The sequence below is a fragment of the Streptomyces sp. NPDC086519 genome (assembly GCF_040686075.1).
Lineage (GTDB): Bacteria > Actinomycetota > Actinomycetes > Streptomycetales > Streptomycetaceae > Streptomyces > Streptomyces shenzhenensis.
On record NZ_JBFBJL010000001.1, the window covers coordinates 277,383 to 291,247 of the forward strand.

A 13,865-nucleotide genomic window follows, 5' to 3' on the forward strand; every position below is an offset into this window, starting at 1 on the left:
TCCGAATCCGCGCGCATTACGGAAAGAATTCGCGACCTCAGAGGAAACAAAAGATTTCCGGGAAATGATTCGCAGGTTAACGCGCCCGTGAGACGCCTGTACCGGCACTCCGGGGTACGCCCTCGCCCGCCGTCACCGGCGCGAGCCGGCGATGGGCGCGTTCGACGGACTGACCCCAGTACGTCCCCGTGACGACGAGTGCGGCCCCCAGGACGGAGAGAGCGGTGAGCCGCTCGCCGCCGAGGCCGGTGCCGACCAGCAGGGCCCACACCGGTTCGGTGCCCAGCAGCAGTCCGGCCCGGGTCGCGGAGGTGCGCTGGACCGCCCAGGTCTGGGCGAGGAAGGCGAACAGGCCGCAGAAGAGGGCCAGATAGAGGAGCTGGGCCCAGGTGGCGGCGCCGGTCCGGGCGAGCGCCGGCAGCCCGGGGGCCGCGGGCGGCAGGAAGAGGACGGCGCCGACGGCGCACTGCACGGCGGTCAGTTGCAGCGGGCGCAGGGCCCGGCCCGCGGTCACCCGGCCGACCAGCACCACATGACCGGCGCGGACCACGGCCGCCGCGAGCATCAGCAGATCACCGGTTCCGGGAGCGCGCAGCCCGTTGCCGGAGACGAGCAGTCCGACGCCCGCCATGCAGACCCCGGCGGCGAGGAAGAACCTGCCCGGCAGGGCGACCCGGTCCAGGACAGGGGTGAGGACCAGGGTGAGGCTGATGATCAGGCCCGCGTTCCCGGCGCTGGTGTGGGCGACGCCGTACGTCTCCAGGACGAGGACGGCGGCCTGGGTGAGCCCGAGCAGGCAGCCGTACACCTTCTCGTCCCGGGTCAGGCCCCCAAGGCCAGCGGCCGGGCCGCCGCGCCGGCGCGGTACGGCCGCGCAGGCGAGTGCGGCGACGGCGTAGCGCACGAAGAGGACGGTCGGGACGGGAAGGGCGTCCGTGGCGGTCTTCGCCGTCAGGTAGCTGGAGCCCCAGACGACGGCGACGGCCAGGAGCACCACGTCGATACGGCGGCTGGTCGGCATGCCGTTCACGATTCACGACCTGCCCGTTGAAGTAAACGACGACCTTCTCAACCAATCCTTTAGCGGAGCTACACTCACACCGTGGACGAACGGCAGCTGCGGGTCCTGCGGGAGCTGGGCGAACTGGGCAGCGTCACGGCGGTCGCCGAGGCGCTGCGGGTGACCCCCTCGGCGATCTCGCAGCAACTGCGCCTGCTCCAGCGCTCGGTCCCGGTCCCCCTCACCGAGCGGGCCGGCCGCCGGCTGGTCCTCACGCCGGCCGGACAGGCCCTGGCGGACGCGGCGATCGGCGTCGAGACGGCGCTGGCCCGGGCCCGCCACACCATCGACGCGTACGTCGACGAACCCGACGGCGCGGTGTCGGTCGCGGCCTTCCACAGCGGGGCCGCCGCGTTCTACCCCTTGCTGCTACGACGGCTGAGCGGGCCGGGATCCCCTCGGCTCGCCCTGCACGACGAGGACGTGGCCCAGGCCGGGTTCCCGCCCCTGACCCGCACCTACGACCTGGTCCTGGCGCACCGCCTGGACCACGCCCCGCCCTGGCCCCGGACCGCCACGGCCACCCCGCTGCTGCGCGAACCGCTCGACATCGCCCTGCCCGTCGGCCATCCGCTGGCCGCACGGCCCGCCCTGACCGCGCACGACGTCGCCGAGCAGCCCTGGATCACCGTGCACGACGGTTTCCCGCTGCTGGCCACGGTCGAGGCCATCGCGGCGGCGGCCGGGCGCAGCGTCGACATCGTCCATCGCGTCAACGAGATCGCCGTGGTCGCCGAGGTGGTCGCCGCGGGCGGCGGAGTCGCCCTGATGCCCCGCTGGACGTCCCGACCGCACCAGGGCGTCGTCCTCAGGCCGCTCGACGGCATCGGGGCCCACCGCCACATCGACGTGCTCCACCGCCCCGAGCGCACGGCCCGCAGGGCTGTGCGCACCGTTCTGCGCGCACTCCTCGAAGCCGCGGAGGTCATCCGGAGCCGGGGCCACGGCTGACCCGGATCCCGTATCTTCGCAAGCGCTCCCACGCACCGCAGCTCGACGCACCACAGCTCAACGCACCGCAGCTCAAAGCACCGCAGCCCGCCGCAACGCACCGCCCCGCCGGACGAGAGCGAGTCGCCGCATGCAGAGCCTGACCAAGCGCCGGTTGTCCGCCACCGAACTCGACACGCTCCTCCGCGAGTCGGCGGGCGTCGGATGCCGGCTGGAGGAGGAACTCACCGACGGCTGGTTCAACACCGCCTACCGGGTCCGCTTCGACGACGGACGTCCGGCCGTGGTGAAGCTCGCGCCGCCCGCCGAGGCTCCCGTGCTGCGGTACGAACACGGGATCATGGCCACCGAGGCCATGGTCTACCGGCGTCTGGCCGACCTCGCCGAGGGAGCGGTACCGGCCCCCGAACTGCTGTACCAGGGAGACGACTTCCTCGCCGTCTCCGTGCTGGAGGGCGCACCCTGGGACAAGGCCGCCGAGCAGCTTCCGCCGGCCACCGCCTCGGCGCTGCGTCACGAGCTGGGCGTGGTCACCGCCCGGCTGCACACCCTGACCTCCGAGGACGGCCGCTACGGCTATCCGGCACCCGGGGCCGAGCTGTCCGCGGCCGACTGGCGCACCGCCTTCACGGCCATGGTGGAGGCCCTGCTGGAGGACGCGGCCCGCTGGGACTCCGACCTCGGGGTGCCGGCCGCCGGGATACGGGCCCTGGTGGCCGAGGGCGGGCAGGCGCTCGACCAGGTCACCGAGCCCAGGCTCGTCCATTTCGACCTCTGGCCGGGCAACATCTTCGTCGACGGCCGGGCGGACGCTCCCAGGATCACGGGCCTCATCGACCACGAGCGGGCCTTCTGGGGCGACCCTGCCGCCGAACTGGTCTCCCTGGGGTTCGGCGGGGACGTCGGCCCGGACAGCGACCTGGTGGCCGGGTACCGTGCGGCGGGCGGCCGCCTCGACTTCTCCCCCGCCCTGCGCCACCGCCTCGCCCTCTACGGCCTCTATCTGGGCCTGATCCTCGTCGTGGAGTGCGGCCCCCGGGGCTACGTCGGGGATCACGCACGCTGGAGCCGGGACTTCCTCGGTGAACAGGTCGCCGCACTGCGGGCGTTGGGGTGACGGCACTGCCGGCTTGACCTGGAGCGCGCTCCAGCTCCTAGCGTTCGTGTCCTGACCGTTTCCGAAGGGACCGGTTCCGAAGAGACCGCTTCCGAACCGACCGCTTCCGAACCGACTGTTTGCGAACCGACCGTTTGCCAAGAGAACGGAAGAGCCGACATGAGCGAGAGCACCACCCGTGACGAGCGTTTCGCCCGCGGCCTTGAGGTCCTGGGCCAGGTGGACGGCGGCACCGGGCCACGGGTCCTCGACGCCCTGGCCGACATCAGCCCCGAACTGGGTCACCAGGTGGTCGCCTGGGGCTTCGGCGAGATCTACTCCCGGCCCCAGCTGCCGCCCCGCGACCGGCAGTTGGTGACGCTGGGCATGCTCACCGCACTGGGCGGCTGCGAGCCCCAGCTGGAGGTGCACGTCAACTTCTCCCTCAACGCGGGGCTCACGCCCGAGGAGATCGTCGAGGCGCTGCTGCACTCCGCCGGGTACTGCGGTTTCCCCAAGGCGCTCAACGCCACCCTGGTCGCCAGGAAGGTCTTCGCCGAGCGCGGGCTGCTGCCGGTCGGCCAGCAGCCCGCGCCGGACACTACTTCTGCCTGATGCGCAGGAAGGTGATCGAGTTCGCCGGGAAGGTGTAGGTGAACCTGTCGGAGACCCCGGTGAAGGTGGACGTGACCGGGGCGACCACGGTGGACGTCTCGGTGTTCACCGCGCCGGGCGCCGCCGCCGGCGTGGACACCCTGGCCTTCCTGGCGACCTCGGCGCCACCGAGGTCGAGGGTGGTACGGGCCGCCGCGGACTGGGCGTTGACGACCTTGACGATCAGGTCGCCGGTCTTCCTTCTCGGCGAGGTCCTTGCACAGGCCGTTGGGCTCGTGCTTGTAGGTGTCGCGCGGGAAGAGGGAGACCATGTCGAGCGCGGCGGCGTCCGCCGTGGCCACGGTGAGGCGGCCGGCGGAACTGGTCCGGGTGGCGGTGAAGGTCGCCCTGTAGCGGGCCCAGCCGTGCTTCTTCACGGTCACCTGGCGGGCGGTGGCGAGGGTGCCGCCGGAGTCCGCGAGGCCGACGGTGAGGGTCGTGCCGCCGGCGGCACGGGCCCAGACGGAGAAGTCGTACCTCTTGCCGTCCTCGACACGGATGCCGGTGTTGCAGCCGGAGTTGGTGACAGCGCTTGCCCCCAGGCCGAGTCTCAGCCGGGTGCGCGTGGTGCGTGACATGGATACTCCGCGGCTCGTGAGGAGAATTGCGTCATTCGAAATTTCGGACAACGGTCAGCACTTCGAACGGCAAGATAAGGAAGGGGCATGAGCGCATCAATGGGGCGGGGGATCCAGGGTGCCTCGGCCGAGCGTCCGGGCGGGCGTAGGGTCGGGGGCATGCGGACGCTGCTGCCCTGACTGATCGTGTTCGGCGGACTCGCCGTGGCCCCGGAGGCCTTCGCCCAGCCGGCACGGTACATCCCGCGTCGCGGCACGGCGGGCGGCGGCCTGGGCGGCGCGCCGACCGGCTCTCCGTGGCCGGAGAAGGGGTGATCGTGGGCGGCTTCCGGCCGGTACCCGATGTGCTGGCCTATCTCGGCGGACGGTGGAGAGTGGACCGGACCGTGCGAGATCTGGCGAGCGGGGCCGAGGGCCGCTTCGAGGGTGCCACCGTGTTCCGGCCGCTGGACGGCGGCGGCCTGCTGCACGAGGAATCGGGGATCTTCACCTGGCAGGGCGTGGCCCGGCCCGCCGAGCGGACCCTGCGGTTCCTGCCCGGTGCGCGGCCGGGGACGGCGGACGTCCGGTTCGCCGACGGTCGTCCCTTCCACGACCTGGACCTGACGTCGGGTCGGTACGTCGCCGACCATCCCTGCGCGGCCGACCTCTACCGCGGCGAGTTCACCGTCCGGGACGCCGACCACTGGCGCACGGTCTGGCGGGTGGGCGGCCCGGCGAAGGACCTGGTGTTGTCGACCGAGTACGTGCGCGAGGGGCGCCCCGAAGGGGCGCGGGGCCGTAGGGAAGGTGCGGCTGCCGCCGCGTGGGCGCGACCAGCCACGACGGCGCGGCGGACGGTCGACGGCCCGACACGGCACTTTCTGCGAACCACGTAGGTACACCAGCGTCCCCGCAGGGGCGCGAGGCTGTAGGGGATCCGCGGTCATCGCCGCGTGGGCACGAGCAGCCCGCAACGGCGCCGCGGCCGACGACGGCACGGCCCTCCGAGCGGAGCGGCTACGCGCGGGATGTCTGAGCCGAAGCCGGATCGAAGCGCAGGTTCCAGCGGCCGCCCCGCCCCGTCACCGTGGTCGTCGACAGGGGGCGTACGTCGATGTTCCAGTAGGTCGAGGGGGGCGCCTTGAGGGCGTAGACGAGGGCGGCCCGGATCACCGAGGGCTCGGCGACGGCGACGATCCGGTCGCCGTCGCCCACAGGGCGGGTGTCGAGCCAGCCGCCGACCCGGGAGATGAACGCGAGCAGCGACTCACCGCCGTGCGGGGTGGCGCGCGGGTCGGTGAGCCAGGCGTCCACCTGGTCCGGCTCCCTGGCCATCGCCTCGCCCAGCGTCAGCCCGCGCCAGCGGCCCATGTCGCAGTCACGCAGGGCGAGCTGGACCAGCGGTGCGTAGCCCAGGGCGTCGCCGGTCGCGCGGCTGCGCGGGGTCGGCGAGCAGTAGCGCAGCTCGGCCGCCGCGAGGGGCACCAGCTCATGGGCGACATGCTGCACCTCGTCCCAGCCCGCCGTGTCCAGCGGGCGATCGTCCTCGAAGCGCTCCGCGAGCAGCGGCGAGCTGCGCGCGGCCGCGACGAACGTGACCCGAAGCGCCATGCGGCGATGGTGTGACGCGCATGTGCGCAGGTCAAGGGCGATCGGGTGGCGAGTTGCCGGACGTGGAGGAAATGTTACTCAAAGGTCAGGAGGTGTCCGACAAGTCGGCCGGAATCTCACTCGGGCGACGACGTGTAGTAGAGCGCCATCCACTGGTCCGGGTGTTCGAGCGGGGCGAATCCGAGCTTCGCGTAGACCCCGTGGGCGTCGTGGGTGGCCAGCAGCACGCGCCGCACGCCGTGGGGCCGCAGGTGTTCGCGGACCGCGCCGACCATGGCCGTGCCGACGCCCTTGCCGCGCACCGCCGGGTCGACGTAGACGTCGCAGAGCCAGGCGAACAGCGCCTGGTCGGTCACCACGCGCGCGTACGCCACCTGCTCGCCGGTGAGGGTCTCGTAGACGCCGAAGTTGAGCGAGCCCGCCATCGCGCGCCTGTGCTGTTCCAGCGGGCGGCCGGTCGCCCAGTAGGCGTCGGTCGCCAGCCAGCGGTGGACGCGCTCGACGTCCACGCGGTCGGTGTCGGCGGAGAACTCGTAGCCCTCGGGGAGGCCGGGTGCGTCGCTCATGCCGGGATCCTCGCCGGTCGGGCGCGTCGGCGTCGATCGGATTTCAGGGTCTGGGACGCAGCACCTCGTGGCAGGCGGCCCGCAGGCGTCGTACCCCCTCCAGGAGCTCGCCCGTGCCCGCGACCGCGGCGAAGCTCAGGCGGACGTGGGCAGCCGGGGCCTCGGCGCTGAAGTACGGGCGGCCGGGGGTGACGGCGACCCCGGCGCGGAGGGCGGCGGCGGTCAGGGTGGTGTCGTCGGTGCCGTCGGGCAGGCGCGGCCAGAGGTGGTAGCCGCCGGAGGGGATGTGCGGGAGCGCGAGTTCGGGGATGTGGTGGGCGAGGGCACCGGTGAGGGTGTCGCGGCGGGTCTTCAGCTCGGCCGCGAGGTTGCGCAGGTGGCGGGGCCAGGCCGGGGAGCCGACGAGTTCGAGGGCGGCCTCCTGGAGGGGGCGCGGGACGAAGAAGGTGTCGACGATCTGGATGGCGCGGAGGCGTTCCAGCACCGGGCCGCGGGCGGCCAGAGCGGCCACCCGGAAGCTCGGCGAGGTGGCCTTGGTGAGCGAGCCGACATGCACGACGACTCCCTCGGGGTCGTCGGCGGCGAGCGGACGGGGCAGCGGGCCCGCGTCCGCGTGCACCAGCCGTCGCACGTAGTCGTCCTCGATCACGAACGCGCCGGCCTGGCGGGCGATGCGCAGCACCTCGGCGCGGCGGTCCGGGGCGAGGACGGCGCCGGTCGGGTTCTGGAAGAGGGGCTGGCAGACGAACACCCGGGCTCCGGTGGCCCGGAAGGCGTCGGCGAGCAGAGCGGGGCGCACCCCGTCGGGGTCGACCGGGACCGGGACCGGACGCAGGCCGGCGGCGCGGGCGATGGCGAGCATGCCGGGATAGGTGGGCGACTCGACCAGGACCGGGGCGCCGGGCGGGGCGAGCGCGCGCAGGGCGGTGGCCAGGGCGGACTGGCCACCGGAGGCGATCAGCACCTCGGCCGCGGTGACGGTGCCGCCGATGTCGCGGGCGAACCACTCGCGCAGCTCCGGCAGTCCGTCGAGCGGCGGCCGGCCCCAGGCCCCGGGGCGGCGGCCGGCCCGCGCCAGTGCCGCCGCCATCGCGCGCTCGGGCTCCAGGGAGGCGTGCAGGTAACCGCCGCTGAGTTCCAGCACACCGGGCGGCGGGGCGGCCAGGCACACCGTGACCCCGGAGGCGTCGACGGTGCGCGGGACGACGTCCAGGGCGCCGTCGGCGCTGAGCGCCACCTCCTGCCAGGAGGTGTCCCCGACCGGCTCGGCCGCGGTGCGCGGCGCGGCCTTGAAGGCGCCGGCGCCGGGCCGGGTGACCACCAGGCCCTCCGCGACCAGCTGGGCCAGCGCCCGGGAGACGGTCACCGGACTCACCCGGAACCGCTCGACGAGGGCCCGGCTCGACGGGAGCTTTCCACCCGGCGAGTAGCGGTCGAGGTCCCGTCGCAGCCGTTCCGCCAGTTCCACGACGCTGCTACGCTCTTGCATGAGAGCAGAGAGTAGCGCTACCAGCCCGACCTCGATAGCGGTCAGCACTCCCCCGGCCGCCGCCCCGGCCCCGCCCGCGGCCGCCCGCTCCTCCCAGCGGCTCGGCACCCTGCAGGCCGCGCTCGGTGTCGTCGCCTTCTCCCTCACCTTCCCGGCCACGGCCTGGGGCCTGGAGGGCTTCGGGCCGTGGGCGCTGGTGGCGGTGCGGAGTGTGCTGGCGGCGGCCATGGCGGGCGGCTGCCTGCTGTTCCTGCGGGTACGACTGCCCGAGCGCCGGCACTGGGCGGGGCTGGCGGTCGTCGCGGCCGGGGTCGTGCTCGGTTTCCCGATGCTGACCACGCTCGCCCTGGAGACCTCCACCACCTCGCACGCGGCCGTCGTGGTGGGCCTGCTCCCGCTGACCACCGCCCTCTTTTCGGCCCTGCGCACGGGCGTCCGCCCGTCCCGCACCTTCTGGGCGGCGGCCCTGGCGGGCGCGGCGGCCGTGCTGGCGTTCACCATCACGCAGAGCGGTGGGGGGCTCACGACGGCCGACACCTACCTGTTCGCGGCCCTTGTGGTGTGCGCGGCCGGTTACACCGAGGGCGGCCGGCTGGCCCGGATCATGCCGGGCTGGCAGGTCATCGGCTGGGCGCTGGTGTGCTGCCTGCCGCTGACCGTGCCGGCCGCGGTGGTCGCGCTGTCGTACGAGCCGGTCGTCTGGACCGCGCACGGGGTGGCCGGTGTGCTGTGGGTGGCGGCGGGCTCGCAGTTCCTCGGTCTGGTGGTCTGGTACCGGGGCATGGCGGCCGTCGGCATTCCGAAGGCCAGCCAGTTGCAGTTGGCCCAGCCCCTGCTCACACTGGTGTGGTCGGTGCTGCTGCTGGGCGAGCACCTCAGCGCGGCCGCTCCACTCACGGCCGCCGCCGTGCTCGTGTGCATCGCCGTCACCCAACGATCGCGATCGTGAGGAGGCCCTGCAGATGCGTGCATCCGAGGGCGACCAGCTTGTCCAGCACGGCAGGGTGGTCGGACAGCACGACCAGGTCTCGACCGTCGTCAAGGTACTGGGCCCCGAGGGCACCCCGCCCTACCGGGTCCGCTTCGAGGACGGCCGCGAGGCCATCATGTCCCCCGGTCCCGACTGCCAGGTCAGGCACCGGGAGATCCACGAACAACGCTAGGTCCGGGCGAACGCCCGCAGGTCAGCTCGGCGGGGTCGCCGGCTGTCGGTAGTGGTCGGCGACCACCCGGGACAGCGCCCCGATCGGATCGGTGGCCACGTCCTTGGCCGCGAAGTAGACATGCCCGCCGACCTGCGGATAGCGGTCGGCCAGGGTGAGATGCCGGGACAGCTCGGCCGGGTCCTGCCAGGCCGCGGGGGCGCCCGCGGCGCCCGCCTGGTAGAGCGCCTCGCCGATGTACAGCCGGGTTCCGGACCCCTTGGCCACGCCCGCCCACCAGTCGACGACCTTGGCGTAGTCGGCGGCGGCGTTGCCGATCTGCCAGTACACCTGCGGCACGATGTAGTCGATCCAGTTCTCCCGCACCCATTTCCGGGTGTCCGCGTAGAGATCGTCGTACGTCTCGACGCCCGCCCTGGTGTCCGAACCCCGGGAGTCGGTGGCGGCGTTGCGCCACACCGCGAACGGGCTGATCCCGAACTGGGTGCCGGGCCGCAGCTTCTTCACCCCGTCGGCGATCTCGGTCACCAGCTTGTCGACGTTGTCCCGCCGCCAGGCCGCCCGCGACGAGAAGTCGCCGCCGTGGGCGTCGTACGCGTCGTCGTCGTCGAAGGTCTGGCCGGCCACCGGGTACGGGTAGAAGTAGTCGTCGAAGTGGACCGCGTCCACGGGGTACTTGGCGACCGCGTCGAGGACCGCCCGCTCCACGAAGGTGCGGACGGCCGGGATGCCCGGGTTGTAGTAGAGCCTGCCGCCGTAGGGCACCACCCAGTCCGGGTGGCTGCGGGCCGGGTGCGAGGCGACCAGCCTGCCCGGGTCGGTGTGGTTGGCGATGCGGTAGGGGTTGAACCAGGCGTGCAGGCTGAGGCCCCGGGCGTGCGCCTCCGCGACGGCGGTGCCCAGCGGATCCCAGCCCGGGTCCTTGCCCTGGGTGCCCGTGAGGTACTGCGACCACGGCTCGTACGGCGAGGGCCAGAACGCGTCGGCGGTGGGCCGCACCTGGAACATCACGGTGTTCAGCCGGTGCTCGACCGCCTTGTCGAGGAACGCGGTCAGCTCCTCGCGCTGGTCGGAGGCCGCCAGCCCGGTGCGGGAGGGCCAGTCACGGTTGGAGACGGTCGCCAGCCACATGCCGCGCATCTCGGTGGCCGCCCCGCGGGGCTGTCGCGACGGCGCGGCCGTGCCCGGTGCCGCCGACGCCGCCAGGGACAGTGCCGCCAACGCGAACGCCCTGCGAGACACTCGTGCCATCGTGAGACCCCTTCACTGTGCGGATCCGCGTGGTCACGGATCGCCTCCGCGGCACAGGATGCCCGCACCCGGACGATCGATCATCGATACTTACGGGTAACGTGCTCGAACGGAGCAGGCGCCGGATCCGGAGGTCTGCCGGCCGCTCGTAGATCAGCGAAGGGGACGATGTGACCGACATCGAGAAGGTCGGAGTCGTGGGCTGCGGCCAGATGGGAGCGGGCATCGCCGAGGTCGCCGCCCGCGCCGGTCTGGACGTGCGGGTCGCCGAGACCACCGGCGAGGCACTGGAGATCGGCCGTACCCGGCTGTACAACTCCCTGGCCAAGGCCGCCGAGCGCGGCAAGATCTCCGAGGAGGAACGGGACGCCACCCTGGCCCGGCTGAGCTTCACCACGGACCTCGGCGAGTTCGCCGAACGTGACCTGGTGATCGAGGCCGTCGTCGAGAACGAGCAGGTGAAGACGGAGATCTTCCAGGTGCTCGACCAGGTGGTGACCCGCCCGGACGCGATCCTGGCCTCCAACACCTCCTCGATCCCGCTGGTGAAGCTGGCGGTCGCCACCTCCCGTCCCGACCACGTCATCGGCATCCACTTCTTCAACCCGGCCCCGGTGCAGAAGCTGGTCGAGCTGATCCCGGCGCTCACCACCTCCGAGGGCACCCTCAGCCGCGCCCAGACGTTCGCCGAGAAGGTGCTCGGCAAACACGCGATCCGCGCCCAGGACCGCTCCGGCTTCGTGGTCAACGCGCTGCTGGTGCCGTACCTGCTCTCGTCCATCCGGATGTTCGAGTCGGGCATCGCGAGCCGCGAGGACATCGACAACGGCATGGAGATGGGCTGCGCCCACCCGATGGGCCCGCTGAGGCTGTCCGACCTGATCGGCCTGGACACCGTCGTCTCCATCGCGAACAGCATGTACGCCGAGTACAAGGAGCCGCTGTACGCCGCTCCCCCGCTGCTCCAGCGCATGGTCGAGGCGGGGCGGCTGGGCCGGAAGACCGGCTCGGGCTTCTACACGTACGACTGAGCACTCCCTGGTTACAGGGAGCGATGCTCCGTGGGCCCGGCACCTGCTTCGGTGCCGGGCCCACGTGTTTCACACACCGTGTGCACCCCGGGCACGCATATGCCTCTCGCACACTCTCCCCACGCGCTCACCAGGCGAGTTCACTCTTCATGCGCATGCAAAGGGATGCGGAACGACACCCTCGATCACGCAAAGGAGTGGACCCGTGACCACCGAACCCGAGCATCCCGTGGTCCAAGGAGAACTCGCAGAGTTACGCCGTCGCCTCGATGTGGCCTACGCCCAGGTCGAGGGAGGACTGAACCTGCTCAGCCATCGCACCAAGGAGACCGCCAAGGAGCTGGACGAGCTCAACGCCCGCCTGGCCTCGCTGGAACACGCCCGCTGGCCGCTGTCCTCCCTCGCCGCGCTCACCGCACTGGGCGCCCTCGTCGTCACGGTCTGGCAGGCGCTGGCCCACTAGTCGTCGGTGAGCCTCATGTGATGCAGCAGGAGTAACGCGGCCGCCATGTTGGCGGCCGGGACCTCCCCACGGGCGATCATGTCCGGGACGAGCTTGAGAGGGACCCACTCCCGGCGGTCCGACTCGAAGTCGTCCACGGGGTGTCCGACGTACTCGCCCTCGTCGGACCAGTAGATGTGGTGCCGGGCGTCGGTGAGGCCGTTGGACGGCTCCACGGTCATGAGATGGCGCAGGGTCCCCGGCCGCCAGCCGGTCTCCTCCTCCAGTTCCCTGGCGGCCGCGACGGCGATGTCCTCGCCGTCCTCGACGACTCCCGCCGCGAGTTCCCAGCCCCAGCTGTCGGTGATGAAGCGGTGGCGCCACAGGAGGAGGACCTCGCCCGCCTCGTTGACCACCGTCGCCACGGCCACCGGCCGCAGCCGTATCAGGAAGTGGTCGAGGTGCCGGCCGTCCGGCAGCTCGACATCTGCGAGGTTGACGCTGAACCAGCGGTTTTCATACACAGTTTGTTCGTTCTGTTTCGTCCACTGCACGGTTCTGCCACCTTCCGCCGAGTAAGTGGCAATATCGCAGCAGCGGCTCTGTAGGCCTACCGCGCCTAGAGCGGCACGCGCAGTGCGCCGTCGATCAACTCGGCGGCCTCGGCGGTTCCGGCACCGCCGCTGCGCACCAGATGCTCGCGTACCACGCGGAGTCTGTCGCGCAGGCGCTGGGACTCCATTCCGCGGACCTGCTCGGCCATCTGCACCGCCGTGGCCACCGCGTTCTCCGCGTTCCCCTGGCGCAGTTCGATGGTGCTCAGCATGGCGAGCCGGTGCACCCGCCCCCGGTCGTGGGCGGGGTTGTCGACGGCGGCCGCGGCATGCTCCCGGGCGGCGGCGAGCTCGCCCAGGCTGAGCAGCGCCTCGGCCACCTGCACATTGACCAGGCCGGGCTGGACATAGCCCGTCTCGTCGGGTTCGTGGCCCCGCCGGATGCGTTCGGCGGCCGTCTCGGCCCGCCGGATGCAGGACAGCGCGCTCGTGCCGTCACCGAGGTGGGCGTACGCCTTGGCCTGCATCGCGTAGAGGTCGGAGGCGAGGGCGGGGGTGATGTGCTTGCCCGCGGTGCGCAGCGCGGCCTCGGCGAAGGCGACGGCCTGCCGGAACTCCCGCATGAACAGCGCCTGGTTGACAAGGAGCGCGATGACGTAGGCGCCGAGTCCACGGTCCCCGCTCGCCTTCGCCAGGCGCAGCGCCTGGTGGAAGTAGCGCTGGGCGAGGCCGTGGGCGTCGGAGTCGTAGGCGCAGATACCGGCGATCGCCACCAACCCGCCGGTCGCGCGGTGCAGTTGACGGCCCGTGGCATCCGTGTAGCTGCCGCGCAGCAGCGGCGCCGCCTCGGCGTTGAGGAATCCGACGATACGGGTGCGGGTGACCATGCCGCCGGCCTTGCGGTACATCTGCTCGTAGTGCGCCCGGGCCGCGCGCAGCATCTCCAGGTCGGCCTGCGTGACCCGGTGGCGCCCGCCGCGCGAGACGTCGACGTCCTCCGGAGGGTTCTCCCACTCCCACACCGGCATCACGGCGGGTGTGCCGGTGACCGCGGGGGCGCCCAGTACGTGCGGGCGCTGCTGTTCGTCGGAGCGCCACAGGGCGGTGGCCCGTTCGACGAAGCCGGAGAGCGAGGCGGCGTGCGGGACGCTGGGCTCGCCGGGTACGCCGAGGCCGATGTCGTCGAGGGTGACCTGGCGGTGCAGCCGGACGGCGAGCACCTCGCAGATCAGGTCCGGCACCTGGCCGCGCGGCCGCTGGCCCTTCAACCACCGGGCGACGGCGGTGTGTTCGTAGCGTAGCGAGAGTCCACGGGCCCGGCCCGCCTGGTTGACGTGGGCGGCGAGACCGGCGTGCGAGATTCCCGCCTCGTCCAGGATCGCGTCGAGCAGAGAGTTGGGCTGCATGAATGCCCCCCGGGTGGCCTGGTGCGGCCAG

General features: G+C 72.3%; 15 protein-coding genes and 2 pseudogenes. 8 read left to right on the forward strand and 9 right to left on the reverse strand.

Features of this window, described 5'->3' with window-relative positions:
• Nucleotides 1-76: 76 nt before the first annotated feature.
• Nucleotides 77-1,021 (reverse strand): DMT family transporter, encoded by a 945-nt coding sequence (locus AB0P24_RS01285; protein ID WP_365789784.1) that lies wholly within the window; start codon nucleotides 1,019-1,021, stop codon nucleotides 77-79.
• An 81-nt stretch (nucleotides 1,022-1,102) separates the two neighbouring features.
• Here AB0P24_RS01285 and AB0P24_RS01290 point away from each other — a divergent pair, with 81 nt between their 5' ends.
• From AB0P24_RS01290 to AB0P24_RS01300, 3 genes are all read left to right on the forward strand, one after another.
• Nucleotides 1,103-2,011: a LysR family transcriptional regulator gene (locus AB0P24_RS01290; RefSeq protein WP_365789787.1), complete on the forward strand. Its 909-nt coding sequence runs from the start codon at nucleotides 1,103-1,105 to the stop codon at nucleotides 2,009-2,011.
• Nucleotides 2,012-2,141: 130 nt separating this feature from the next.
• The gene (locus AB0P24_RS01295; protein ID WP_365789789.1) at nucleotides 2,142-3,128 is read left to right on the forward strand and encodes an aminoglycoside phosphotransferase family protein; all 987 of its coding nucleotides are present in this window, start codon (nucleotides 2,142-2,144) and stop codon (nucleotides 3,126-3,128) included.
• A 159-nt stretch (nucleotides 3,129-3,287) separates the two neighbouring features.
• The gene (locus AB0P24_RS01300) at nucleotides 3,288-3,722 is read left to right on the forward strand and encodes a carboxymuconolactone decarboxylase family protein (protein WP_365789791.1); all 435 of its coding nucleotides are present in this window, start codon (nucleotides 3,288-3,290) and stop codon (nucleotides 3,720-3,722) included.
• Here the strand turns inward: AB0P24_RS01300 and AB0P24_RS01305 are convergent.
• Together AB0P24_RS01305 and AB0P24_RS01310 are read right to left on the reverse strand one after the other, a co-directional pair.
• On the reverse strand, nucleotides 3,709-3,861 hold the full coding sequence (locus tag AB0P24_RS01305) for a hypothetical protein (RefSeq protein WP_365790178.1): 153 nt from the start codon (nucleotides 3,859-3,861) through the stop codon (nucleotides 3,709-3,711). The genes AB0P24_RS01300 and AB0P24_RS01305 overlap by 14 nt on opposite strands.
• Before the next feature lie 100 nt (nucleotides 3,862-3,961).
• Nucleotides 3,962-4,315 (reverse strand): annotated as a pseudogene (locus tag AB0P24_RS01310) (carbohydrate binding domain-containing protein); the annotation flags it as partial.
• Between the two features lie 341 nt (nucleotides 4,316-4,656).
• Between AB0P24_RS01310 and AB0P24_RS01315 the strand changes: the two are divergent.
• Nucleotides 4,657-5,097 (forward strand): annotated as a pseudogene (locus AB0P24_RS01315) (DUF6314 family protein); the annotation flags it as partial.
• A 241-nt stretch (nucleotides 5,098-5,338) separates the two neighbouring features.
• Here AB0P24_RS01315 and AB0P24_RS01320 read toward each other — a convergent pair.
• The 3 genes from AB0P24_RS01320 to AB0P24_RS01330 form a co-directional block, all read right to left on the reverse strand.
• Nucleotides 5,339-5,932 carry a histidine phosphatase family protein gene (locus tag AB0P24_RS01320; RefSeq protein WP_365789793.1) on the reverse strand — a complete coding sequence of 198 codons (594 nt, stop codon included), beginning with the start codon at nucleotides 5,930-5,932 and terminating at the stop codon, nucleotides 5,339-5,341.
• A gap of 116 nt (nucleotides 5,933-6,048) precedes the next feature.
• On the reverse strand, nucleotides 6,049-6,498 hold the full coding sequence (locus AB0P24_RS01325) for a GNAT family N-acetyltransferase (protein ID WP_365789795.1): 450 nt from the start codon (nucleotides 6,496-6,498) through the stop codon (nucleotides 6,049-6,051).
• 43 nt (nucleotides 6,499-6,541) lie between these two features.
• A complete protein-coding gene (locus AB0P24_RS01330; RefSeq protein WP_365789797.1) occupies nucleotides 6,542-7,987 on the reverse strand; it encodes a PLP-dependent aminotransferase family protein in 1,446 nt (481 codons plus the stop codon).
• Here AB0P24_RS01330 and AB0P24_RS01335 point away from each other — a divergent pair.
• Together AB0P24_RS01335 and AB0P24_RS01340 are read left to right on the forward strand one after the other, a co-directional pair.
• Complete coding sequence (locus AB0P24_RS01335; RefSeq protein ID WP_365789799.1) at nucleotides 7,986-8,936, forward strand: DMT family transporter; 951 nt, start codon at nucleotides 7,986-7,988, stop codon at nucleotides 8,934-8,936. The genes AB0P24_RS01330 and AB0P24_RS01335 overlap by 2 nt on opposite strands.
• Before the next feature lie 13 nt (nucleotides 8,937-8,949).
• On the forward strand, nucleotides 8,950-9,150 hold the full coding sequence (locus AB0P24_RS01340; protein ID WP_365789801.1) for a DUF1918 domain-containing protein: 201 nt from the start codon (nucleotides 8,950-8,952) through the stop codon (nucleotides 9,148-9,150).
• A 21-nt stretch (nucleotides 9,151-9,171) separates the two neighbouring features.
• Here the strand turns inward: AB0P24_RS01340 and AB0P24_RS01345 are convergent, their stop codons facing one another.
• Nucleotides 9,172-10,401, reverse strand: a complete 1,230-nt coding sequence (locus AB0P24_RS01345) for a family 10 glycosylhydrolase (protein WP_365789803.1) — start codon at nucleotides 10,399-10,401, stop codon at nucleotides 9,172-9,174.
• A gap of 170 nt (nucleotides 10,402-10,571) precedes the next feature.
• Between AB0P24_RS01345 and AB0P24_RS01350 the strand changes: the two genes are divergently transcribed.
• Nucleotides 10,572-11,432: a 3-hydroxybutyryl-CoA dehydrogenase gene (locus tag AB0P24_RS01350; protein ID WP_365789805.1), complete on the forward strand. Its 861-nt coding sequence runs from the start codon at nucleotides 10,572-10,574 to the stop codon at nucleotides 11,430-11,432.
• 205 nt (nucleotides 11,433-11,637) lie between these two features.
• On the forward strand, nucleotides 11,638-11,895 hold the full coding sequence (locus AB0P24_RS01355; protein WP_365789807.1) for a hypothetical protein: 258 nt from the start codon (nucleotides 11,638-11,640) through the stop codon (nucleotides 11,893-11,895).
• Here AB0P24_RS01355 and AB0P24_RS01360 read toward each other — a convergent pair.
• Together AB0P24_RS01360 and AB0P24_RS01365 are read right to left on the reverse strand one after the other, a co-directional pair.
• Nucleotides 11,892-12,428, reverse strand: coding sequence for an NUDIX hydrolase (locus AB0P24_RS01360; protein ID WP_181805395.1), 537 nt, complete (start codon nucleotides 12,426-12,428; stop codon nucleotides 11,892-11,894). The genes AB0P24_RS01355 and AB0P24_RS01360 overlap by 4 nt on opposite strands.
• Before the next feature lie 65 nt (nucleotides 12,429-12,493).
• Nucleotides 12,494-13,834: a transcriptional regulator gene (locus AB0P24_RS01365; protein WP_365789810.1), complete on the reverse strand. Its 1,341-nt coding sequence runs from the start codon at nucleotides 13,832-13,834 to the stop codon at nucleotides 12,494-12,496.
• Nucleotides 13,835-13,865 lie beyond the last annotated feature (31 nt).